Source organism: Aquirufa sp. Wall-65K1, from assembly GCF_054558475.1.
This window is the reverse complement of record NZ_JBPXKD010000001.1, coordinates 13,376-37,915: the sequence shown is the minus strand read 5'-3', so window position 1 is coordinate 37,915 and position 24,540 is coordinate 13,376. Positions and strand designations below refer to the sequence as shown.

Sequence of the window (24,540 nt, the reverse complement as noted above, 5' to 3'; positions counted from 1 at the left end):
CAATGGCTCAAAAAAGAGATTATTACGAGGTATTAGGGGTAGCTAAAACGGCTTCAGAAGAGGAGATTAAGAAGGCATATCGTAAGATGGCCATTAAATACCATCCAGATAAAAACCCTGATAACAAGGAAGCAGAAGAGAAGTTCAAAGAAGCGGCAGAGGCTTATGAAGTTTTAAGCAATGCGCAGAAAAAAGCCCAATACGACCGATTCGGACATGCGGGCATGGGTGGAGCAGCAGGTGGTGGCTTTAATGGCGGCAACATGAACATGGAAGATATCTTCTCTCAATTTGGAGATATCTTTGGGGATGAAAGCCCATTTGGAAGCTTTTTCTCAGGTGGCCGAGGCGGTGGTGGAAGACGCCAACGTAAAGGTTCGGATCTACGCATTAAGCTAAAACTTAATTTAGAGGAGATTGCCAATGGCGTTGAGAAAAAAATTAAAGTTAAACGCCATGTAGCTTGTAAAACTTGTTCTGGAAATGGATCTAAAAATGGTACTGACCTAAAAACATGTCAAACATGCCAAGGTTCTGGTCAAATACGTCGAGTACAGCAAACCATGCTAGGACAAATGGTAACGTCCTCTACTTGCCCTACATGTAGTGGAGAGGGAAAGAGTGTTGGAGCTAAATGTGATGTTTGTTTCGGTGAAGGACGTGTACTTGAAGAGGAAATAATCCCAATCAAAATCCCAGCTGGTGTGTCAAACGACATGCAGCTATCCATGAATGGCAAGGGAAATGTCCCTCCCCGTGGTGGTGTGGCAGGAGATTTATTAATCGTGATAGAGGAAGAAGCACATGAGGTATTGCACCGTGATGGAAACAATATCATCTATGATTTATATGTGAGCTTTGCTGATGCTGCATTAGGTACCTCAGTAGAGGTTCCAACGATTGGAGGGAAAGCAAAAATCAATTTAGAGGCAGGAACCCAAAGCGGTAAAATTCTTCGCTTAAAAGGCAAAGGAATCAAAGAACTAAACGGTTACCATGTAGGCGATCAATTGGTACATGTCAATATTTGGACTCCGAAACAATTAACCAAAGAAGAAACAGAAATCTTAGAGAAATTAAGAAGCTCGGAAAACTTTGTTCCTCAACCGGGAAAATCCGACAAAGGATTCTTTCATAAGGTTCGAGATATGTTTAGTTAGAAAAACACCATACACTAAAACGACAAAAGGCTTGAAAATTCAAGCCTTTTGTCGTTTACATGAAAAGGGATACTTTATCCGTTAATTCTTTGTATTTGCTTATTGAAAATTTCTTCCAACTCTTTGTATTTAGCTGGATTCACTTTCGATTCTTTAAAGGCAGAAACAATCAAATTCATTTCATAGAAGGCTATCTGAATGTCGCGATCATGTGAACGAACATTGTCTTCAGAGAAATAAAAATCAATTGCCTTGGAGTTACGTCGGATAATGGTATTGGCCATACTTAAAGCCTTTGCCTCATCCCCAATTTCCAAATACAAACCAACAGAGCTGGCAGAGAATTGGTCATAAGGTATTACTTTGTTTGGCATGACCTTATCTAAATGATCTAGCACCTGTTTAGCTTTAGGCAAATTACCTTCGCGTATCAACTGATCTGCTAAACGATAAACTCCTAAACGAGCAGTAACACTTGGTATACCCAAGTAAAAATCACCATGATAATATACCTTTTCATCATTTAAACCCCTCCAATACATTTTATTCAAGAAGTTATCTGCCATAATTTTAGTATTCACAAAACCATCTTTGGCTCCTGGAATCTTAAATGGCATCAAACGATAGGCATAACCTTCTAATTGCATACTTTCCTTTAAACCTAAATATTGATCATTAGGCAAGGTAGAAGCAAAATAAATAGGACGTTTCCAGCCAGTTTTCGCATTGTTTGAAATCACCTCCAATTGAATCAATTCACCTTTAAAGATATTTTTACCCGGAAGTTTCCAACCAATACTTGTACTCAAAAATGGAGTAAACTCTTTAGGGAACCAATTACTAGCTGCAATTTCAGTCGGATTAACCGGAATGACCAAAGAATCAGATGGGAAGGTATTAATCATATCTCCCGACTGAGTTTGGGCTTGAATTCTCGGATCATTTTTATGAAGTAAATCCAAATAATCTGGCAAAGACATCCCCGTTATGTTGGGATTACCGTTATACATCACTTGGTCATTTACTCCTTCTAGAAATTGATCTTTAGTCAATTCAATCGGTAATGGAGCCGATTGGTAAGTTTGACGCTTCATTTGATCAATGTACCAGTCAGTACCTAAAAGAGACAAATTACATACACGAACGTCAGTTCGGAAACCCTCTACCTCTTGTACATACCAAAGAGGGAAGGTATCATTATCTCCGCCCGTAAATAAGATGGCATTAGGCGCACAACTATTCAAAAGGTTTTTAGCAAAATCGATTTGGTGGTACCTACCGCTGCGATCATGATCATCCCAGTTTTGCTGGGCCATAATCAATGGGGCAGGAAGTCCAAACACCGCTAAAAGTGACCATTTCAATTGAGGGCTTCGAACAATCTTGCTCAACCATTCCCCAATTTGCATCACACCTAAACCAGCCCAAATAGCCATAAAATAGAAAGAACCTACATAGATATAATCTCGTTCACGAGGCTCTACGGGAGGTGAATTCAAATAAACGACCAAAGCTACCCCGCTCAAAACAAACATGAGGATTGTGATGAGAAAATCCTTTTCATTTTTACTGTAAAGCAAATAGAAGCCTAAGAAAACCAAGATTAATGGTAAGAAGAAATAATTATTTCTCGCTTTATTATTAGCTAAACTCTCCGGTAAATTAGAAGAATCTTGGAAGGGATTAATGGCCCAAGCATCTTGGTAATCACTTTCTCGCCCTAAGAAATTCCATAGCAAATAACGCATGTACATGTGGCCAATTTGATGGGTAAACATGAAGCGAAGATTATCACCAAAACTAGGCTTTTGTCCTGCAGGGATACCCAACATCTCTTGATATAAGGCGACATGCTGAGGTGAATTACTGTAAACACGTGGTAACAACATTTGTTGATCCTTTTGGTATACATATTCAGGCTTGTAGGTATAAACCTCATATTTACCATCCTTCAACTTATAAACAGGCTCTCCTTGTTTAAATTCTTCAATTTCTGCCGTATACACTGGACCATAAAGCAATGAACGCTCTCCATATTGCTCTCTTTTTAAATACTTCAAGAAATTCAAGATATTGCTTGGATCGTTTTCATTGATGGGAGGATTATAACCCGAACGAACTAAAGCCACGGTATAAGTGGAATAGCCGATCATCAAGAATACAAAAGAAAACAAGGCGACATTTAATACTTCTTTGCCTTTGGCATAGGAATAACGAATACCTAACACCACTCCCAAAATGATTAAAAACAAGAAAAATAAAGCTCCACTGCCGTTACTTAAACCCAAAGAATTCACAAAGAATAATTCAAATTTAAAGGCGATGGATGGTAGCCCTGGAATAATTCCAGAATTAATAATGGCCAAAATTACCAAGCCAATAAACATGGCTATAAAACCACCTTTGTAAGTTGGTTTGGCCTCACGTTTAAAATAATATAAAATAGCAAGAGCAGGTAAAGTCACTAAGTTCAATAAGTGGACCCCAATGGATAATCCAACCAAATAAGCGATAAATAGCAACCAACGATTTGCTTCTGCTCGATCCTCAACCAATTCCCAGCGGAAAGCAGCCCATACTACTATGGCCGTAAAGAAAGATGACATGGCATAAACCTCTGCTTCCACAGCAGAGAACCAGAAAGAATCAGAGAAGGTATAAATCAATGATCCTACCACTCCTGAAAATAACAAAGTAAAGGTTTCTGTCTTATTTAATGCTTCAAAAGGCTTGTTAATTACTTTGCGACCAATCATAACAATGGTCCAATGCATAAACAAAATGGTTAATGCACTACTAATTACCGATAGCATATTTACCCAAAAAGCCACTCGACTTACATCGCCTAGGGCTAATAAGGAAAACATACGACCTAGCAATAAGAACAAAGGTGCTCCTGGAGGGTGAGGGACCTGTAATTTATAGGAACAAGCGATGAATTCGCCACAATCCCAGAAAGAAGCGGTCGGTTCAACAGTTAAAGTATACGTAACTAATGCGATGGCAAAAACGACCCAGCCAGTGACATTATTTAAGCGTTTAAAATTCATCATATTTTACAAATTAAAATCAAATGTACAGGGATTCAAGCTGGCTAAAAAAAGCTTGATGTTAAGAGTTGTTAATTGAATTGCTTTAAAAAACGTACGTCATTTTCCGTAAATAAGCGTAAATCTTTGATTTGGTATTTTAACATGGTAATACGCTCAATACCCATTCCAAAGGCAAAACCATTGTATTTTTTGGAGTCAATGCCCACATTTTCCAACACATTAGGATCTACCATACCAGCGCCAGCAATTTCAACCCAGCCCGCTTGCTTACAAACATTACAGCCTTCTCCTTTACATAGCAAACAAGTAATATCCATTTCAGCGCTAGGCTCAGTAAATGGAAAATAGGAAGGACGGAAACGTACTTTAGTATCTTTCCCAAACATCTCCTTAGCGAAGTGATAAAGTGTATCTTTCAAATCTTTGAAACTTACTTTTTCATCCACATAGAGTCCTTCTACTTGATGAAACAAACAGTGAGCCCGGGCAGAGATAGCCTCATTGCGGTATACTCGTCCTGGCATAACCGAACGAATAGGTGGCTTCTGGTGCTGCATCAAACGAATTTGAACATTTGAGGTATGGGTACGTAATAGGACATCGTCTTGAATTTCACCTGCACCTTTTTCAATAAAAAAAGTGTCTTGCATTTCTCTAGCCGGGTGATTGGCTGGAAAATTAAGGGCAGTGAAATTATAAAAATCGGTTTCTATTTCTGGTCCATCTGAAACAGAAAAACCCATACGATTAAATATCTCTAGTATGCGGCTACGAACCAGGGTTAAAGGATGCAATGTACCTTGTTGAACCGGACTAGACAATGTCAAGTCGGAAGGAACTTCAAAGCTTGTCTTCGAATCCGCAAATGATTCCTGGGCTTGGTTAAACTTATTTTCCGCTAGGTTTTTTAATTGATTTAAGGCTTGACCAACTTCCCTCCTATTTTCTGCAGGCACATCCTTCAAACCATCAAATAAACTTGCTAACCGACTTTTGCGACCTACAAACTGAATTCGAAATTGCTCGACATCTGATTCATTTGAAATGACAAAAGCCTCAATTTCAGCCTGAATCACCTTGATTTGTTCATTCATTCAAAAAAAATTTATTATAATATTTTAATACCTAAGGTTACATGCCAAACACTGGCCTTTTGAGAAATATTAACTTCACTTGGTATAGGTACAGTTTTCGATAAATCCGTTAAATTTCCTTCATACCGAAGGTCCAAAGTCATTCCCAATAAATCCAAACCTCCTCCTACGGAATACGAGAAATAGGCCTTAGAAACCGCATCACGCACCGAAACAGATGAAGCCACGGAAGTAATAGCCTGAGCTATGGTATTGTCTGAATTTAAATTATAAGAAGCAACTGGACCTGCCAATACATGCAAGGGACCAAGTTTATATCCTAAAAGTAGAGGTACATCTAAACTAGTATAAGCTACATCCACCATTCTATTACCATTGCTAAAATTAATGGTGGCGTTTTTGGCCGTTAATAAGACTTCGGGCTCGATGAACAATTTCCGTCCAACACGGGCATAAACTCCCCCTACATAACCTGTTTTTAAAGCCAAATTTTGATTGAGGATATCATTAATGGGAACAGCCGTCCCTTTATACGTCATACTTTCTACATTAATTGAAGACAAAGTGATTCCTCCTTTTATTCCTACACGGAAGAAACTACCAGTAGCTTTTCTTGCTCCAAATTGAGCATTTGCGTGAAAAATCATTCCCAACAGGAATAAAATTAAAAGACTAAATTTCATTGACTTTTTCATGAGAGGGCGGTTTAATTCAATTAGCTTGTAAAATTATCCTTTTTACTCCGAAAAAAAAGGAAAAACCAAATCAAAGCGTAATTTTGAGTTCTTAATCTATAGATGTGGCCAAAGCCAAAACTTCTTTTATTTGTCAATCCTGTGGACAGTCATCACCCAAATGGCTAGGTAAATGTCCAGCATGTGGTGAATGGAACACTTTTGTGGAAGAACTCCTTGAAACAACCATCCATCCTGCTGAGGTTTGGAAAAATAAAAGCACCTTTAAAACGGCCCCAATACCGAAATTATTGCAAGAAATAAGCTTCGAGAGTAGTCCAAAGCTTCAGTGCTCCGATGAAGAGTTCAATCGAGTTTTAGGTGGGGGAATTGTACCGGGTAGTCTTGTCCTCATAGGAGGTGAACCTGGAATTGGAAAATCTACCCTACTTCTTCAAGTGGCACTTTCACTTCAAGGACCGAAGATATTATATGTGACAGGAGAAGAGTCTGAACAGCAGATAAAATTAAGGGCAGATCGATTAGGTCCTATCTCTCAAGATTTATATATCCTTACGGAAACCAATACTCAGCAAATATTTAAGCACCTGATTGACTTAGATCCTGATTTAATTATCATTGATTCCATACAAACCTTGTATTCGGATCAAATTGAATCTGGACCGGGTTCCGTATCTCAAATTAGGGAATGTGCCTTGGAGTTAATGAGGTTCGCAAAAGAAAGTGGCACACCCATCTTTTTGGTAGGACATATCACCAAGGAAGGATCAATTGCTGGACCCAAAGTATTAGAGCATTTGGTGGATACAGTACTTCAATTTGAGGGGGATCGAAACATGATCTACCGCACATTGCGTACCACGAAAAATCGATTTGGCAGTACATCGGAGTTGGGAATTTACGAAATGCTAGGAAATGGTTTAAGACCCGTGAGTAATCCTTCAGAAATCCTACTTTCTTCCCGGGACGAGCCTGCCTCTGGCATCGCCATTGGTACCATTTTAGAAGGAAATAGACCACTGTTGATTGAAATTCAATCATTAGTTACGCAAACCTCCTATGCCACAGCTCAAAGAACGGCTACTGGCTATGATGCCAAACGCTTAAATATGTTATTGGCGGTTTTAGAAAAAAGAGGTGGATTTAGGCTAGGGACCCAAGATGTGTTTCTTAATATTACTGGAGGCATCCGAGTAGATGACCCAGCATTGGACTTGGCGGCTTGTATGTCTCTACTTTCTTCCCATGAAGATAAAGTGATCGATTCCCATATATGTTTTGCTTCTGAAGTAGGTCTTGGAGGCGAATTAAGGGCAGTAACGCGCATCGATCAGCGCATTGCTGAAGCTGAAAAATTAGGCTTTAAAGAGATTTGGATTAGTAAATACAACCAAAAAAGTATCAATTACAAGGCCAAAAGTATTAAAGTACAGTTAGCTAGTACTTGGATGGAAGTCATGATGAACATTTGGAAACGAATGTAAGTGCTGGATATGCTACTTGAATTAAGTGTAATCCATGCGCTGGAACTGCCCTTCCTGCCTGTTTTCGATCTTTAGCTGCTAAAATACGGAGCAAATCTTGTTGATTCCATTTACCCAAGCCAATTTCAATCAAAGTACCTACTACGGCTCGCACCATCCCTCTTAAAAAACGATTTCCCTGAATGGTAAAGATCAATTGATGCCCTTCTCTTCGCCAAACAGCAAGGCTAATGTGGCAGTCGAAGGTTGTTACATCCGTTTTCACTTTGGAGAAACTTTGAAAATCACGGTGATGCAATAAAATTTGAGCTGCTTCATTCATCGCCTCCACATTCAATGGAGTCTCAAACCAATAAGCATATTCCTTGGAAAATGGGTCCTTGGATTGAGATATGCGATATTCATACGTTCTAGCCGTAGCATCAAATCGAGCATGAAAATCGTCTGGAACCTGATAAATCGCCTGAATAGCTAAACTTGCAGGTAATATTCGATTTAAACGATACACCCAGTCTTCCTTGGGTTGATAGGCCTCCTCCTGAATATCAAAATGGGCAAATTGTTCAAGGGCATGAACGCCTGTATCTGTCCGACTACTACCCACTAAATCCACTGGTATTCCAGCTAGAGTGCCTAAAGCATTTTCTAGTTCCGATTGAACCGAAACGGCATTTTGCTGGATTTGAAATCCATGAAAAAAGCCGCCATCGTACGAAAATTGTAGTAGATAACGGCTCATTTTCTTTGATTTTAAAATCTAATTCAACGCTTTTTCTAAAGCTGTATGGAATGATTCTGAAGCCTTAGCTTGAGATGAAATGATTTGACCATCTACGATGAAATCATGACCCGTCACCACACCTAATGAACTAAATGGAATCGTTTGAGATTTCAAATGGGCTTCAAAAGCCGCTTGTTTATCAGGTGAAACAGATACCAATACCCGGCTTTGAGCTTCTCCAAATAAGAAAGCATCTAGACGAACACTAGTATCAGTATTTATGGCAAATCCTTTTTGACGTGGGAAAGAAGATTCTGCTAAGGCCACTAATAATCCTCCATCCGATAAATCATGAGCTGATTGAATCAAAGATTGTTGAATCAACGAGGCTATTCCCCCTTGAATTTTTTGCTCGGTCTCCAAATTAAAATGTGGAGATGGACTAGCCTTAACGCCTTGGTAAGAATATAAATATTCAGATGAAGCGATATCATTTACGCTCTCACCCACTAAATAGATTAAATCACCCTCTTCTTTGAAATCCAAGGTCATCTTTTGACTTGCCTCCTCTAAGATACCTAACATTCCGATGGTAGGCGTAGGGAAAACAGGGCCTTCATCAGAAGATTGGTTATAAAAACTCACATTACCACCGGTTACAGGAGTTTCAAAGGCCAAACAAGCTTTTCTCATACCTTTAATGGCCCCAACAAACTGCCAATATACTTCTGGCACGTAAGGATTTCCAAAATTCAAGCAATTGGTAATGGCTACGGGTACCCCTCCAGAACAAACAATATTACGCGCAGCCTCCGCTACCGCAATGGCACATCCTTCTTCTGGATCCGCATTCACGTAGCGTGAGTTACAGTCGACCGTAATAACAATCGATTTCTTAGAACCATGTACTTTTACGACCGCCGCATCAGATGGTGCATTGGTATTGCGGTTAGCACGACCAATGGATGAATCATACTGTTCAGCTACCCATTTTTTGGAAGCAATATTGGGGTGATTCATTAAAAAATCAAAAGCTTTACTGATTTCACCAGCTTCTAAATCTTTAACTGAATCTATCTTAAATTTCTTAAACTCTTGGTAATAAGCAGGCTCACGGTATTCACGGTGGTAGATAGGAGCGCCTCCGCCAAGTACTAAATCATCTGCAGGAACATCCGCTACTAATTGTCCATCTTGGAAGAATTGAAGACGTTTGGTGTCGGTTACTTCACCTATTTGCTCACAATTTAAATCCCACTTATCAAATATTTTCTTCGCTTCATGTTCTCTACCCTTTTCAACCACGATTAACATACGCTCTTGAGATTCTGATAATAGAATTTCAAAAGGTTTCATGTTTGGTTGACGTGTAGGAACTTTAGACAAATCTATGATCATTCCATGCTCACCTTTGGCAGACATTTCAGACGTAGAGCAAATAATACCTGCTGCCCCCATGTCTTGGATACCAATCACACAACCAGCTTCTATGATTTCTAAAGAAGCTTCTAACAATAATTTCTCTTGGAATGGATCCCCTACTTGTACTGCAGGTAATTTTTCTGATGACTTAGCCGTGATATCTTCAGAAGCAAAGCTTGCCCCTCCAATACCATCTTTACCTGTAGCTGATCCTACAATGAATACAGGATTACCTACTCCATATGAAATAGCTGAAGCTTGTTTTCCTACTTTTAAAATTCCTGCCGAGAATGCATTAACCAATGGGTTAGTGGAATAACAATCGTCAAAGAAAACCTCACCTCCCACTGTTGGTATACCAAACGCATTACCATAATCACCAATACCTTTAACCACACCTTTTACCAACCATTTAGTCTTAGCCAATTCAATATTTCCAAAACGTAAGGAGTTTAATTGAGCAATGGGGCGAGCCCCCATGGTAAAAATATCGCGATTGATACCTCCAACACCTGTAGCCGCACCTTGGTAAGGCTCTAGGGCAGATGGGTGATTGTGCGATTCAATTTTAAAGGCACATCCTAATCCATCTCCTAAATCTACCAAACCCGCATTTTCCTCACCAGCCTTAGCCAACATACGAGGAGAATCTTTAGGTAAAGTTTTTAACCAAACAATGGAGTTTTTATAACTACAATGCTCAGACCACATAACAGAAAAAATAGATAATTCAGTGAAGTTAGGTTTGCGACCTAAAATCTCTTGAATGCGATCATATTCTTCTGGAAGTAAACCTAATTTTTTGGCAGTTTCGAGGGTGGGTAAGCTTTCGTTGGATTCCACAATGTAAATTTTAATGTAAGAAATGGCTTTAAAGCAAGCAATTGAGCACAAAGGTAATAATTTTTGCTTGGAGGGAAACGATTAAATCAGGAATATTCCAATTAATCCTTTCTATTTCTCCCAATTTTCTTGCCAATACTTTTTATCCTCTACTGTATCCAAATCTCGGTATTCTTCTTCAAAGGAAATCCAAGTGCAAATCTCAGGATGAGATTTCCAAAATGGACCAAAACCTTTATCTCCCTTCCAATCATATAATTTGGCTTGATGCGCATAGGGAATCAATACAGGAGGAGAAGATTGACCTTGAAATGAGGAAATGATTACTTGATTAGGATACTCAAGGTGAGCCTTTAAAATGGCTTGAATATGTTTTTCCTGAACAAAGGGTGTATCTACCAACATGACGAGAACTGACTCTTTTCGAGGAGCTAATGCGCGCATACACTCTGACAAGGTATTACCTTGACCCAAAGCCCAATCCTGACTTTCTAAAATCTCGATGGGTTCTTGAGAAATAATGCTGCGAATAGCATCTTTCTGGGCACCTAAAACCACAAGAACCTTATCCAATAAAGGAGCTTGCAAAACCTGCAAGCTTCTTTCAATTAAAGTTTTTTGCCCTAAAGTAATTAAAGCCTTAGGCTCCCCTAGTCGGGAAGAAGCCCCTGCCGCTAAAAGAACTCCCAACATTAGACGTTTGAGATATCAAATGGTAAAGTTCTTACTCGCTTACCTGTGGCTAAAAACACCGCATTACATAATGCTGGAGCTACCGGTGGAAGTCCAGGCTCACCAACACCTCCTGGAGCTTCTGTGCTTGGCATAACGAAAACCTCTATTTCAGGTATTTCACCTTGTCGTAGTACCGCATAGTCATGAAAATTACTTTGCTGGGTTTGTCCGTTCACTACCGTAATTTCATTTTTAATGGCAGCAGTAAGTCCCATGGTAATATTACTTTGCACCTGTGCCTTGATATTTCTAGGGTTAATGGGCACTCCGCAATCAATGACTGAATAAACTTTTTTAATGCTGATTCCATTCCCTTGCTTTTCCACTACAATGGCATGCGCGCAGATAGAAGAAAAAGATCGAGCAATGGCTATACCAACTGCCTTTCCTTGTGCCTTCAATTGTTGATAATTAGACAATTCAGCCAATTTCTTTAAAACATCTACAAAGCGAGGAGAGCCTGACAGCAATTCTAAACGAAAAGCCAAAGGATCTTTCTTTGCCTGGTGAGCCAATTCATCGATGAAAGATTCTTGGCCAAATAAATTATTGGAAGCATATACCGAACGCCACCAAAGTATTGGTATTTTGGTTTTAACTAGACTAAATGAATTTCTTCTGTTCGGAAAAGCATAGGGACTATCTGGCAAGTTAATTCCTTCCTCTGCCCATGGATCCGGGGCATTATCTAAAGGAACTTGGAATACTTGATTCAAAATAGAAGCACCATTCATTTTATGTTCAAATGCTTGCACCTTTCCTTGTGCATCAAGAGCGCCTTTCATGACAGATAGCATACCCGGACGGAAAGGTCCTTGTTGGGTATCATCCTCTCTAGTCCAAATCACCTTTACAGGGGCATTGATTTGCTTGGATAAATGGGCTGCTTCTAAGACATAATCATAATAGGCTTTTCTACCGAAAGCCCCACCCAAGAAGGTGACATTAATTTTAACATTTTCTTTTTTGATGCCTAAGTAAGCAGCTAATTCAGTGACTAATGAATCAGGGCCTTGAACTGGAGCCCAAACCTCTACTTTACCCTCTTGCACATAGACCGTGGCATTCTCAGGCTCCATAGGAGCATGAGCTAAAAAGGGAGTTTGATAGGCTGCTTCAATGACCTGAGTGGCTTGAGCAAATGCCTTATTGACATCACCGGTCAGAGATTCCTTGTATTCATATCCTGGGTTTTTCCCTGCTTCTTTCAATTGATTGAAATACTTATCCGTATTCATGGAATCAGCTTCGGTACTTTCCCATTCGATATTTAGTAATCGTTTTCCCTTTAAAGCAGCCCAGTAGGAATCTGCTAAAACAGCTACTGCTTCCGTACTAGCATGAGGCATTTTACGCTCAGTTTTGAGTACAAATTTTACGCCTGGACTAGCAATGGATTTTTCTCCTTGATAGCTTTTTACTTTGGCATGTATACTAGGTGCATGAGCAATACTGGCATAAAGCATCCCTGGAATAACTACATCCATACCAAACTTAGCCGTTCCATTTACTTTAGATGGAATCTCTGGCCTAGGAATGGATTTACCTATTTGCGTAAAATCAGCTGGATTTTTAAGTGTAGGATTACTAGGTACCGGTAATTTAGCTGCCGAAGCTACTAGTTCACCATATCCTAAACTGATGTTCTTATTTTTTTGATAGACACGTCCTTCCTTAGCATAACATGCGCTAACTGGTACATGCCATTGCTGAGCAGCCGCTTGAATCAACATTTCTTTTACTGCTGCACCGACAGTACGCATGGGTATATATCGAGTACTAACAGATGAGGATCCCCCTGATAATTGAGAGCCGAATTTAGCTGATCCGTCTGATGTTACTATTTCTACTTGGTCTAAACGCACTTCCAATTCCTCAGCAATCAACATGGGAATCGATTGAGATGTACCCTGACCCATATCAGGTCTGGCATTAAACAAAGTCACTTTACCCGATTCATTGATGAGTACATAGGGATTTATTTCCACACCTATGTGAGGTTCATGGGCCATCTTTTTAACCTTTACGCCCGTTCCATTAGCTAAATTTTCAAAACCAATGGCAAGAAAAGCGGCCGTTTGAGCGCCTATCTTGATAAAATCTCTTCTTGTTGTCTTTGAGCTCATTTGGATTTCGATTTAGAAGTGGTTTTCATCATCTTAGCTGCTTCATGTATTGCCTTACGCATGTCTTGGTAGGTACCACATCGACAAATATTACCGGATAAAGCTGTATCTATATCCTGATCCGTTGGATTAGGATTTGAATCTAATAAAGAGGCCACAGCTAATATTTGACCTGATTGACAATATCCACATTGGGGAACTTGTTCTTTTATCCAGGCTAATTGAACTGGATGATTGGTATTGGCAGATAAACCTTCGATGCTAATAAGTTTATCCTCTGGTTTGATACTTGAAATCGGGGTAGAGCAAGAGCGAATCGGATTACCATTTAAAAGTACCGTGCAAGCCCCACAAAGACCCATTCCACATCCAAACTTGGTACCGGTCATCCCTATTTCATCTCGAATTACCCATAAAAGGGGTGTATCAGAATCCACATCTACAAGATGCTTCTTCCCGTTCAATTTGATGCTGTACTTACTCATGGCTTTATTGATAGATTAGAACATAAATTTACAATAAAATCAAATTCCATTCGTCTTTCAGAGAAAATATTAAACCAGCATTCTTAATTTGCATGATGCTATCAAAAGAAGAAATAAAGTTCATACAAGATCATGCCCAGGATGACCCCTATCAGTTGAGTTTATCAAAGGGACTGAACCCTGAGCTTCATTTGCCTAGCTTGATAGCACAAATACAGGCTAGACAAAAATTGATCCATAAATTACCCAGCTGGTTGGCGAATCCAGAAATTTATTTTCCCCCACAATTAAATCTAGAACAAGCCTCATCAGAGGATACGGCGCTGTTTAAAGCAGGATTGATTCAAGGTAAATTGATCGATGTAACAGGTGGCATGGGAGTAGATAGCTGGGCATTTGCCCAAAAGGGAAATAAGGTCACCTACGTTGAAAGAGATGAAAATTTGGCAAACATTACCCAAAGGAACCATCTCCTATTGTTAGGCGACCGGATTCAACATGTGCATGGTGACGGAATTGACTACATGAAGCATCATCCCACTGATTGGGATTATATCTATATAGATCCTGCCAGAAGAGGTGCCAAAGGCGAAAAGGTAATTCTGCTGGAAAATTGTGAGCCCAATGTACAAGATATATTACCCTACATTAATAAAAAAACTAGCTTATTGATCAAAACAAGTCCTTTATTGGATATTAGCAGAGCCATACAAAGCCTGCAAGGAGTCAATCAAGTATGGGTGATTGCAGTCAAAAATGAAGTAAAAGAATTACTATTTTTAAAATCAGCCGAAGCCACGATGGATCCGCAAATAGAGGTTCATGAATTAAGCTTGACTAAAAGTCTGAAATTCCAAGGAAAGCTTAGTGAAGAAAAAGATGCTATATCCCCGATTGGTGATTTGGCTGAATACCTCTATGAACCCCATGCCGGCATATTGAAGGCAGGGTTTTTCAAATTAGCAGCGGGTAAACATTTGCATAAACTAGGAATCAATACGCATTTATACACTTCAAAAGAAAGGGTACTTGATTTTCCGGGAAGGCAATTCAAGGTAAAAGCTTATGGAAGCCTAGATAAAAAATGGATAGAGAGCCACCTAACTGAAGGAAAAGCCAATATTAGCACTAGAAATTTCCCTATGAGTCCTGAAGAGATCCGTAAGAAGTACAAGCTAAAGGAAGGGGGGCCGTGGACACTATTTGCCTTCCAAGATGTGCATCAAAAAAATGTCTTGGCATTATGTGAAAAATGTCCTGCCAATTGATTTCGTATTTTCACTAAAAAATTTACCTTTGTTCTTTACATTCAACAAATTAAGGCCATGTCTAAGTATCTTCTCCTAGCGTTGTTTGTTTTCAGCACTTGCTGCAGTCAAGCTCAAATATTTTCTGGAATGACAGAAATAGAGCGTGCAAAAAAAGAAGGCTTTTATACCTATTTGGGATCGGAAGAAAAGTATGCCATAGAAAGCTGGAAAAACTATTTAAAGAAATTTGGTCGAGTAGAAAATGGTAAAGGTGGTGCCATCATCAGTTATGACACTCGAATTTCTGCTATTTCTAAGAATTCATTTACTCTATTATCTAAAATCTCAGAGGAAAATAATAAAACTAAACTCTTTGTTTCCATAGGTTTAGGGCCTGATGATTACATTCAAACGGGTCATGCTCAATTCAGAGATGCCTCTTCCTGGTTAGAGGATTTTATTGAAATCTTAAACTCAGAAGAGGGGGTACGGAAAGAGGAACAAAAATTGGCGAATCTAACTAATCAGAAAGTCAAGAATATCAAATCAGCCGAACGACTGGTTCGAGAATTAGAGGCGAACAAGAAACAAACGGAATTATTGACTAAAAAATTAGAGGAAGCGAAATTAGAAAAAGAGAAATTACTAGCTAACCAAGAACAAAATAAATTAGATCAAAAAGCTACGGAGGAAGCTTTAATTCTTCAAAATCAAGCACTTGAATCAGCAAAAAAGAAAATTAAAAACTAAACCCATGAAAAAAGCCATACACTTTTTGGGAATATTCATGATGTATATCATGATTAGTAGTTTTGGATTGGTAGAATATTCTGCCATGAGACCGCATACGTATTTTGTGGGCATAGATAGTACTAAACAATTGAAGCAAACTTCATTATTGGCGGCTAAAAAAGAGATTAATTCCTTACCTAAAAAGCAAGAAGATAATCAACAGGATTCTCAAATAAATGAGGAGGCTAAACATTGGTCCAAATACATTGTTCTAGGAGTTAAGGCTGTATTTTCAACATTACTTAGTCTGCTTAGTTATATGATTAAGTAAATCACACCCTATGCCATCATTCAGAGTAGAAACACGCATTACATCACCGATTGACTCTGTTTGGGCTCTTTTTGATCAGAACTTATTAAGCAAATTATCGCCTCCATTCCCTCCTGTTTCCATAAATCGTTTTGATGGTTGTCAGAAGGGTGATTTAGTCCAATTGGAAATCAAATTGGGCTTATTTAGTTTATTTTGGGATTCGGAAATTACTGAGGATTATCAGTGTGCAGATAAAATCTATTTTATTGATGAAGGTAGAAGGATTCCATTGGGAATAAAGCAGTGGAAACATGAGCATATTTTAGAAAAAATCAATGCCGAAGAAACCATGGTCATTGACCAGATTACTTACTCTACTTCCACTAAATTTTTAGATATTCTACTTTATCCCTTACTTTGGGGAATGATTATCTACCGTAAACCTCTGTATAAATCTTTACTTACACTTCGCTAAACATATGAAATTAAGCCTTACTCAAAAAATCATCCTAGGTTTTATCCTTGGACTTGCCCTAGGTGAATACTTTTACCTTTCCTTTTCTCCCGAAGAAAGTCATGAGTGGGCCCAACGATTTCAAGTAATTTCGAAGATATTCCTACGCCTGATCAAGATGATAGTGGGACCTTTGGTATTCTGTACCTTAGTGGTGGGTATCGCTAAACTTGGTGATTTTAAGGCAGTTGGTCGAATTGGATTAAAAACCATCGGATATTTTTATTTCGCTACCCTCCTATCTTTAGTAACTGGATTGGTTGTAGTTAATATCACCCAACCAGGAAGCCTCCAGTCATGGCCAAAACCAGCTGCGGGTACCTCCACAGGAATCGATGCTTCTAAAGTAAAAACCTTAGAGGATTTTATATTGCATATCTTCCCAGATAGCTTCTTCAGAGCTTTAGCAGAAAATGAGATTTTACAAATTGTCATTTTTTCCTTGTTCTTTGGAGTGGCTTTAGGTTCGATTGGTGAAACTGGTAAAAAGCTGATTCATGTCTTTGAAAACTTAGCGGAGGTGGTTTTCAAAATGGTGAATTACGTCATGGAAGTGGCACCTTATGCGGTTTTTGCAGCCATGACTACTGTGGTAGCGAATAAGGGATTAAGTATTCTGATAAGTTATGGCTATTTAATGGTATGCTTTTTAGGTGGTCTTTTATTCTTTACCGTGGTCATTTTGTGGCTTATTTGCCTTTTCAATAAAATACCCTATTGGGCTTTGTTAAAAGAGCTCAAAGAGGCTTTATTGATATCTTTCTCCACAGCAAGTTCGGAGGCTTCCTTCCCTCAAACCATTGCGGCATTAGAGCGATTTGGTTGCAGCAGACGCATAGTAGGTTTTGTATTGCCTTTGGGATATAGCTTTAATTTAGATGGCTCCATGTTGTACATGACATTTGCTACAGGTTTCATCGCGCAAGCCTATGGAGTACATTTAACGCTGGAGCAACAAATCACCATGTTATTAACGCTGATGATTACCTCAAAAGGCATAGCGGGTGTACCAAGAGCCTCCTTGGTCATTATTGCGGGAACACTAACCATGTTTAACTTACCTGCGGAAGGAATAGCCCTTCTCTTAGGGGTTGATCCCTTCTTGGATATGGGTAGAACTGTAACCTCAGTAGCCGGAAACGGAGTTGCAACCTGTGTGGTATCTAAATGGGAAGGAGAATTTAATCCTCCTACAAACGCTTAAAGGTCATTTCTACTGCTTTTTTAGCTGGAAAAATGGAAGCTAAAAAGGTAATGATAATGACTACCAAAGCCGTTTGAACAAAATCAGCCAGTCGCATTTCGATGGGATAGGCATCGATGAGTGAATTAGGAATGCCTAAAGATATAATCCCATATTCTTGTTGGATATAGCCCAAACCATAGCCTAACAGCATACCAATGATGGCGCCGGAAAAGCTAATTAAAACACCCACCAACAAAAATGTTTGGAACATCTGTTTTTTGGTAAAACCCATGGCCAATAAGGTGGAAAGGTCTTTCTTTTTCTCTATAACCAATAAGGAAAGAGCATAAAACAAGGTAAAAGAAGCAATACCCATTACAAAGGCCATGATCAAGAAAACAAAGAATTTTTCAATCTTGATGGCTTTTAACAGGGCCACATGCTGTTCATCTCTCGTTTGAATTTGATAGGTATTCCCTAAAATAGCGGCAAGTTTATTTTTTACCACACTTTCGTCCGAATTCTCATCAATCATAATTTCCAAGGCAGAAATTTGATTTTCTACCCCCATCAATTCCTCCATCCAGGTAAGCGGCACTAATATCATTTGGTTATCAAAGGATTGCTCCACTTCCATCACACCTGCAGGAAAAAAGTTATTACTGCGAATAGACTGCTCATTAACAGTGAAGCGTTTCAGAGCTTGATGATTAGGATACCAGGCTTCAATCGGAGTAAATACATCCTCAAAACTCATGCCCATATTTAAAAACACCCCAATACCGACGATGGCAAAGGCATGCTCGCCACTCTGAACAAAATAATCTCCCTCCACGACCTGTTTTTTCAGACGTTCAGCCTTAATAAACTCATCATCGACTCCTTTAAAGCGAACAACCAATTGTTTACTCTTGTAACGAATAAGTGCTTGGTCCTCTAATATTGGATTGACGAATCGAATACCCTCTAAGGATTTTACGGCTTGTAATTGTTGGGCCGACAAGGTAAATCGGGCATCTTTAAGAGAAATAACTTTTAAATCGGGGTCATAGGTTTTGAATAAACCTTTTTGAAATTCTTCTAAACCGTTAAATACCGATAAGATTAAGATGAGCGCCATGACCTCCACTCCCACCCCCAGCATGGATATACGGGAGATGAAGGTGATAAAACTCGCCTTAGACTTGGTGAAAAAATACCTTTTTGCAACAAATAAGGGTAGATTCAAGGGACTAACATTTATTTATCTTCCTCGTCAGTAGCAGGAGGAATAACCAAACCTTCAAATAAAGCTTCAATTTTAGCTGCATAGGCAGCCGTATCATCTAGGTAAAACGATAAATGTGGTATAATTCGTACTTGATGGCGAATTCGATTCGCTAAAGCATTGCGAATAGCCTTGGTTTTTTCTTCCAAAATATCCACCACTGCTTGAGGATTATCCACGAGAAGAAAGCTCAAATAACAACGAGCCGCAGACAAATCGGGACTCATTTTTACGTCAGTGATGGTGACCATTCCTTTACCAAAAATCTCTTTAAATTCCTTTTGAAAGATATCACTTAAATCTTTTTGTATCTGACGACCAAACTTTTGTTGACGCTTGCTTTCCATATTTCTCCTTTCTTTACCTAAAAATCCCACAAATTTCAGAATAATAATTGGATTAAACGTAATTTAGGGGCAGTGTTCCAAAAATATGTTCCAAATTTTTAAGTCTGATTCCATTTTGCCTACCCTTTTATTGGTTGCAATTTGGCTTATTAGTTTATTCTATATCCAGCAATGGGGATTAGCTCCCTTTCCTTGGGAGATTAAAAACTATTTATTGGGTCAAAAACTAAATCAAGGTTTCTTGATTTATGAGGACATTAGTGATAATACCGCTCCATTAGCGGCATTGTTTTATCAACTAGTTCAATGGTTCTCCATTCCAGTTCATTGGAACATCTATATATCATCGATCATTGTTATTTATCAAAGTTATATATTCCAACAAACCATACAGCGTTTTGAACTAATGCCTCAAATTGGGTACCTACCCTTTTTGATGTATGCCATCATTTTCCACTTATCCTTGGAGTTTTTAGCTCCTGGGCCAGCCTTGGTTGGACTAACTTTTTTATTGCTGGCATGGAGGGAAATCATCTATCAACAAAGGACCTTACAGGTCAATGACCGGGTTATACTTATTGGAATCTACATGGCGATTGCCAGTCTATTCTATTTGAGTTATTCTTTATTCTTTGTTTGGGCTTTGTTGAGCTTGCTGTTTTATTCGGGTATTACGCTTCGACAAATCGTCTTAATGTTTGTTGGATTCCTGATGGTCTTTTCCTTGAACATCTTATTCTTTTCCATCAATGGAAACTTGCCCTTCATGATTCAAGTTTTCAAAAGGTCGGCCTTTCAGTTTCAAGTGCCCGAACAATTAGAGGTTATACAAATTGCGGGCGTTTTTGCACCAGCCTTGTTCATCGGAATTTGGGGATTTTGGTTGGTCTTACGCAGCAGAAGAATTCGTTCCAATGCGCAAAAAGGCCAGCAAACCAATCTTATTTGGCTCATTACAGCCATTTTTGCCACCTTGACGGTTCCTTCTTTGATTCGCATCAACTTGTTATTTTTCTTACCTGCTTTAGCCTATTTTGGACTTAATATTTTTCATGTAAGCTCCAATTCCATTTTGAAAGAAATAGCGCTATGGTTACTGATTGGAGGTACTTGGTATAACGTACAGCTAGAACTAAAAAATAAGGACCGGGAGCGTATTCCTGCCCCAACTTTGACCTTAAAAAACCAGCGATTGATGGTACTAGGGCCACAAATAGAAGAATATTTGGGTAATCAAATGGTGGGACCTTTTGTCAATTGGGATTTAGCCAAACCCTTATTTTCTAATTTGGACCAATACAAAAACGTGGTTTTACTGCATGAATACTTTGAAAAAGACGCCCCCGACTACATTTATGATGCAGAAAATAACATCAAAAAACTGAGTATCTATTTACCAAGCTTGAAAAAGTCTTACCGACAAATTTCCCCTAATTTATACCAGAAAAATCCTTAGCTGCAGGATATTTTACCCACACGACCTTGATGGCGACCACCTTCAAAAGGAGTTTCAATGAACGCTGCTAAGCAGGCTTTTGCTTCCTCTAGGGAAATAAATCGTACTGGCAAACAGATGACATTGGCATCGTTATGTTGACGAACCAATTTAGCTACTTCGACATTCCAGGCTAAACCCGCACGAATACCTTGGTGCTTGTTGGCTGTGATAGCTACCCCATTGGCACTACCACATAATAATAAACCGAAACGCTGCTCTCCACTTTCTACGGCTGAAGCTACGGGATGAGCAAAATCTGGATAATCTACTGAATCAGCAGAAAAAGTACCATAATCTTTCACTGTGATTCCTCTTTCAGTTAAGAAATCAATCAAATCATTTTTATAATCAAATCCGGCGTGATCACCGCCAACAGCAAAAGTTAAGCCCATGGTATTGTATTTTAGTTCTAAATTCTTGACAAAGGTAAGCGGATATATCCTACATTTGCGATGAATCAAAAGAATAAATTTATGTTGGAGAATGATCGGCAGCACGAAGAAGAAAAAATAAAAAAAGCATTTGGAGACAAAACCTGGGCACAAATAAAATCAGAAGAATCTTGGAGAATTTTCAAGATCATGAGTGAGTTTGTAGAGGGCATCGATAAACTTTCTAAGATTGGCCCTTGTGTATCTATATTTGGTTCAGCCCGAACAAAACCAGACAATCCCTATTATCAAGTGGCCGAAGAAATAGCGGCTAAATTAGTCAGACATGGCTATGGAGTCATTACTGGTGGTGGTCCAGGTATCATGGAGGCAGGTAATAAAGGAGCAAAAACCGAAGGAGGTAGATCAGTGGGATTAAACATTGAATTACCATTTGAGCAATTTGCGAATCCTTATATTGACCATGACAAGAACATCAATTTTGATTTCTTCTTTGTTCGAAAAGTCATGTTTGTGAAATACTCCCAAGGCTTTATCATCATGCCTGGTGGCTTTGGCACCTTGGATGAGATGTTTGAATCCTTAACCTTGATTCAAACCCATAAAATAGGTCGTTTCCCGGTGGTATTGGTCGGGACCGATTATTGGAAAGGATTAATCGATTGGATAAAAAACACCATGATTTTGCATGGAAACATAAATGAGGAAGATTTAGATTTATTTTCCTTGGTTGATACCCCTACCGAAGCCGTACGCGTGATTGATGAGTTCTATGCCAAATACCTATTGAAACCAAACTTCTAAGCTTTGCTAAAAAAGGCTTTCAAGTCTTGTATATTCAATGCATTTAAGGTCAAGGAGCGCAATAAACCTCCTTTACGTCCTACTTTGACCCCATATTCCATATCTCGAATGCCCTCAATTTGGTGGGCATCGGGATTGATGGACACGTAAATCCCCTTGTCCATGGCATCGTAAATGTAGCGCCAATCTAAATCGAGACGATAGGGACTAGCATTTAATTCGATGCTCACACCATTAGCCTTGCAAGCATCTAAAATCTTTTCCATGTGAAGGGGAAAGCCAGCACGAGTTAGAAGCAGCCGACCTGTGGGATGTCCCAAAATAGAAGTATATGGATTCTCAACAGCCTTAATCACTCGGGGCATGGATCGTTCTATATCCATGGCCAATTGGGCATGCACGGAAGCAACCACGTAGTCGAAACGAGCTAGAACCGATGCATCATAATCCAAAGATCCATCGGGCAAAATATCAGCTTCTATCCCTTTCAAAATGGTAAAATCATTCCAACGGGCATTAAATTCATCAATTTCTTCTTGCTGAGCAATCACGCGATCCTCTTTTAATCCGTTAGCATAAGCGGCATATTGCGAGTGATCAGCTATACCAAAATAGCTTAAACCTAGGGCCCGACAAGCCTCAGCCATTTCCAATAAGGTATTTTTACCATCCGAATAAGTGGAGTGATTATGCAAACATCCTTTTAAGTCGGAATACTGAATTAATTCCTCTGCTTGATGCTTTTGGGACCATTCAAACTCCTTGAATCCTTCGCGCATCTCAGGAATGATGTAGGGCAAATTTAAGGTTTCATAGACCTCTTGATCTGATGCAATGCTTTTCCCTTGAAAATGTTTGTAAAAATGTATGCTGGTTAAGTGCTCGGGGTGAGCTATATGCTGAAAAAGGGCATGTTGCCATTGTTCCGGAGCAATAATATGAATGTGTATAGGCAAAAGATGGCCATGAAATAAACCTCTCCAAGTAAATGGAGAAGATTCTTGGATATCTTCTTGCATCCCATCAATGGCATTGATGAGCGCACCTGATCCAAATATGTCACTAGATTCAACCAAGAAAATTAGTTCGGAAATAACTTCACAGTTTCTAGATAACTCCCCGGCCTTGGCAGCTTGAGGGAATTGTAATTTCAATTTTTCTAAAATCAATTGAGATAGATGGCTGGCCTTATCTAATCGTAGCTTTTTGGAGTTTTGCTTAAGAAATTGAATGTACAACTGCACGTTTTCTTGTACCGCTTTACCAAAACCCTTTAATTGCTCCAAACGGTTCTCCTCACAGGCACTTAGTAAATCATCTAAGTCAGTAATGCCTAATTCCTTCCAAATCAGCCCGACTTTCTTAGGCCCTAGTCCTTTGATTTTCAATAAGTTCAATATCCCAGAAGGAGTCTGTTCCAGGATTCCTTCCAAGTCCGAACTACTTCCTACTTGAATGAGGTCTAAAATGATTTTGACGATGGACTTCCCTACGCCTGGGATTTGTAATAATTCAGCTTCAGTGAGTGATGAAATTTTGCCTGGGTATTTATCTAAACCACGCGCGGCAAAAGCCAAATTCTTACTTTTAAATTCATTGACCCCATGGACATCCCATAGTTTGACCAATAATTCCAATGCATCAACAATTTCATCATTTCCCATGCTCAAAGATAAGCCTAAAAAAGATTCAATTGAAGACTTAATCCTGGATATCCTTCATGTTTTAATAACCACTCCTTGCGCCACAATTCTCCTCGGTAACCTACCAAGGAACCGTCAGAGCCAATCACTCGATGGCAGGGAACCAGCAATAGCACAGGGTTTTGGGCATTGGCATTGCCAACAGCTTGGGCCGCCTTGGGTTGTTCGATAATCTCGGCAATTTGTTGGTAAGACATCACCTCTCCCACCGGAATTTCCAATAAAGCTGACCAAACCTTCCTTTGAAAGGAAGTAGCATTTGAAAAATCTATGGGACAAGTCCATTTCCATTGAGGATTCTCAAAATAGGCATCTAAGTTCCGTATTACCTCCTCTTGCATCGCCTTGAATTCATCGGCTATGGTATCATTTCCACCTTGCTCGACAAACTGTAGCGAAGTTAATCCTTTGTCAGAAAGCTCAATTTGTAAATAACCGAGAGGAGAATGGCAGAAAAACATGTGATACATTGTCAATAGTGAAGAGTAATTAGGGAATCCTTTTGGGATCCAATCATATTAGCCTTGAAGGTACTCAAAACGAATTTATGCTAATAATAAATTGGGAATTTAGTCATTGAAAATAGTAAGCCAAGGTCAACGATTGTTATACTCAAAAAGCCAATTTATCATTTACCATTAGCTCACTTGCAGCCAAAAGTTCTTTTTTTTCCAGAAATAAAATCCTAAATTATTAGCTAATCAAGCATTGCATAA

The 24,540-nt window shown here is 39.1% G+C and carries 22 protein-coding genes; 9 read left to right on the top strand and 13 right to left on the bottom strand.

From position 1 onward, the window contains the following. Nucleotides 1-2: 2 nt before the first annotated feature. A complete protein-coding gene (gene dnaJ / locus ACST15_RS00175; RefSeq protein ID WP_459452589.1) occupies nt 3-1,160 on the top strand; it encodes a molecular chaperone DnaJ in 1,158 nt (385 codons plus the stop codon). Between the two features lie 74 nt (nt 1,161-1,234). Here dnaJ and ACST15_RS00170 read toward each other — a convergent pair whose 3' ends face one another. The 3 genes from ACST15_RS00170 to ACST15_RS00160 all read right to left on the bottom strand — a co-directional run bounded on the left by ACST15_RS00170 (nt 1,235) and on the right by ACST15_RS00160 (nt 6,002). Continuing rightward, nucleotides 1,235-4,213, bottom strand: a complete 2,979-nt coding sequence (locus ACST15_RS00170) for a glycosyltransferase family 117 protein (RefSeq protein ID WP_459452588.1) — start codon at nt 4,211-4,213, stop codon at nt 1,235-1,237. 68 nt (nt 4,214-4,281) lie between these two features. Next, nucleotides 4,282-5,307, bottom strand: coding sequence for a phenylalanine--tRNA ligase subunit alpha (pheS, locus tag ACST15_RS00165; RefSeq protein ID WP_459452586.1), 1,026 nt, complete (start codon nt 5,305-5,307; stop codon nt 4,282-4,284). A gap of 14 nt (nt 5,308-5,321) precedes the next feature. Then, entirely contained in the window at nt 5,322-6,002 is a 681-nt protein-coding gene (locus tag ACST15_RS00160) for a porin family protein (protein ID WP_459452584.1), read from the bottom strand. A 104-nt stretch (nt 6,003-6,106) separates the two neighbouring features. On the opposite strand from ACST15_RS00160, the gene radA reads away from it, so the two are divergent. Then, on the top strand, nt 6,107-7,486 hold the full coding sequence (radA, locus tag ACST15_RS00155) for a DNA repair protein RadA (protein WP_459452582.1): 1,380 nt from the start codon (nt 6,107-6,109) through the stop codon (nt 7,484-7,486). Here radA and truA read toward each other — a convergent pair. From truA to ACST15_RS00130, 5 genes are all read right to left on the bottom strand, one after another. Beyond that, entirely contained in the window at nt 7,458-8,225 is a 768-nt protein-coding gene (truA, locus tag ACST15_RS00150; protein ID WP_459452580.1) for a tRNA pseudouridine(38-40) synthase TruA, read from the bottom strand. The two genes, radA and truA, sit on opposite strands and share 29 nt — an antisense overlap. Before the next feature lie 18 nt (nt 8,226-8,243). Continuing rightward, nucleotides 8,244-10,472 (bottom strand): phosphoribosylformylglycinamidine synthase subunit PurL, encoded by a 2,229-nt coding sequence (gene purL, locus ACST15_RS00145; protein ID WP_459452578.1) that lies wholly within the window; start codon nt 10,470-10,472, stop codon nt 8,244-8,246. Nucleotides 10,473-10,583: 111 nt separating this feature from the next. After that, nucleotides 10,584-11,165: a nucleotidyltransferase family protein gene (locus ACST15_RS00140; RefSeq protein WP_459452576.1), complete on the bottom strand. Its 582-nt coding sequence runs from the start codon at nt 11,163-11,165 to the stop codon at nt 10,584-10,586. Next, entirely contained in the window at nt 11,165-13,333 is a 2,169-nt protein-coding gene (locus ACST15_RS00135; RefSeq protein ID WP_459452574.1) for a xanthine dehydrogenase family protein molybdopterin-binding subunit, read from the bottom strand. Before ACST15_RS00135 ends, ACST15_RS00140 begins: the two co-directional genes overlap by 1 nt. Then, the gene (locus ACST15_RS00130) at nt 13,330-13,818 is read right to left on the bottom strand and encodes a (2Fe-2S)-binding protein (protein WP_459452573.1); all 489 of its coding nucleotides are present in this window, start codon (nt 13,816-13,818) and stop codon (nt 13,330-13,332) included. The genes ACST15_RS00135 and ACST15_RS00130 overlap by 4 nt, the downstream gene beginning before the upstream one ends. Nucleotides 13,819-13,910: 92 nt before the next feature. Between ACST15_RS00130 and ACST15_RS00125 the strand changes: the two genes are divergently transcribed. The 5 genes from ACST15_RS00125 to ACST15_RS00105 are packed head-to-tail and all read left to right on the top strand — an operon-like array spanning nt 13,911 to nt 17,831. Then, entirely contained in the window at nt 13,911-15,086 is a 1,176-nt protein-coding gene (locus ACST15_RS00125) for a class I SAM-dependent methyltransferase (protein WP_459452572.1), read from the top strand. A gap of 57 nt (nt 15,087-15,143) precedes the next feature. Further along, entirely contained in the window at nt 15,144-15,818 is a 675-nt protein-coding gene (locus ACST15_RS00120) for a hypothetical protein (RefSeq protein ID WP_459452570.1), read from the top strand. Between the two features lie 4 nt (nt 15,819-15,822). After that, nucleotides 15,823-16,131 (top strand): hypothetical protein, encoded by a 309-nt coding sequence (locus tag ACST15_RS00115; RefSeq protein WP_459452568.1) that lies wholly within the window; start codon nt 15,823-15,825, stop codon nt 16,129-16,131. 10 nt (nt 16,132-16,141) lie between these two features. Then, entirely contained in the window at nt 16,142-16,588 is a 447-nt protein-coding gene (locus tag ACST15_RS00110) for an SRPBCC family protein (protein ID WP_459452566.1), read from the top strand. A gap of 4 nt (nt 16,589-16,592) precedes the next feature. Then, nucleotides 16,593-17,831 carry a dicarboxylate/amino acid:cation symporter gene (locus ACST15_RS00105; RefSeq protein ID WP_459452565.1) on the top strand — a complete coding sequence of 413 codons (1,239 nt, stop codon included), beginning with the start codon at nt 16,593-16,595 and terminating at the stop codon, nt 17,829-17,831. Here ACST15_RS00105 and ACST15_RS00100 read toward each other — a convergent pair. Further along, the gene (locus ACST15_RS00100; protein ID WP_459452563.1) at nt 17,818-19,041 is read right to left on the bottom strand and encodes an ABC transporter permease; all 1,224 of its coding nucleotides are present in this window, start codon (nt 19,039-19,041) and stop codon (nt 17,818-17,820) included. The genes ACST15_RS00105 and ACST15_RS00100 overlap by 14 nt on opposite strands. A gap of 11 nt (nt 19,042-19,052) precedes the next feature. Next, nucleotides 19,053-19,427 carry a 30S ribosome-binding factor RbfA gene (gene rbfA / locus ACST15_RS00095; RefSeq protein WP_459452561.1) on the bottom strand — a complete coding sequence of 125 codons (375 nt, stop codon included), beginning with the start codon at nt 19,425-19,427 and terminating at the stop codon, nt 19,053-19,055. Between the two features lie 85 nt (nt 19,428-19,512). On the opposite strand from rbfA, the gene ACST15_RS00090 reads away from it, so the two are divergent. Continuing rightward, entirely contained in the window at nt 19,513-20,883 is a 1,371-nt protein-coding gene (locus ACST15_RS00090) for a hypothetical protein (protein ID WP_459452560.1), read from the top strand. On the opposite strand, the gene rpiB is transcribed toward ACST15_RS00090, so the two are convergent. Then, the gene (gene rpiB / locus ACST15_RS00085) at nt 20,880-21,317 is read right to left on the bottom strand and encodes a ribose 5-phosphate isomerase B (protein ID WP_459452558.1); all 438 of its coding nucleotides are present in this window, start codon (nt 21,315-21,317) and stop codon (nt 20,880-20,882) included. The two genes, ACST15_RS00090 and rpiB, sit on opposite strands and share 4 nt — an antisense overlap. Before the next feature lie 81 nt (nt 21,318-21,398). Here rpiB and ACST15_RS00080 point away from each other — a divergent pair, with 81 nt between their 5' ends. Continuing rightward, entirely contained in the window at nt 21,399-22,121 is a 723-nt protein-coding gene (locus tag ACST15_RS00080; RefSeq protein WP_459452556.1) for an LOG family protein, read from the top strand. On the opposite strand, the gene ACST15_RS00075 is transcribed toward ACST15_RS00080, so the two are convergent. Then, the gene (locus ACST15_RS00075) at nt 22,118-23,785 is read right to left on the bottom strand and encodes a helix-hairpin-helix domain-containing protein (RefSeq protein WP_459452554.1); all 1,668 of its coding nucleotides are present in this window, start codon (nt 23,783-23,785) and stop codon (nt 22,118-22,120) included. The genes ACST15_RS00080 and ACST15_RS00075 overlap by 4 nt on opposite strands. 14 nt (nt 23,786-23,799) lie before the next feature. Further along, nucleotides 23,800-24,285, bottom strand: coding sequence for a methylated-DNA--[protein]-cysteine S-methyltransferase (locus ACST15_RS00070; RefSeq protein WP_459452553.1), 486 nt, complete (start codon nt 24,283-24,285; stop codon nt 23,800-23,802). Between the last annotated feature and the right edge of the window lie 255 nt (nt 24,286-24,540).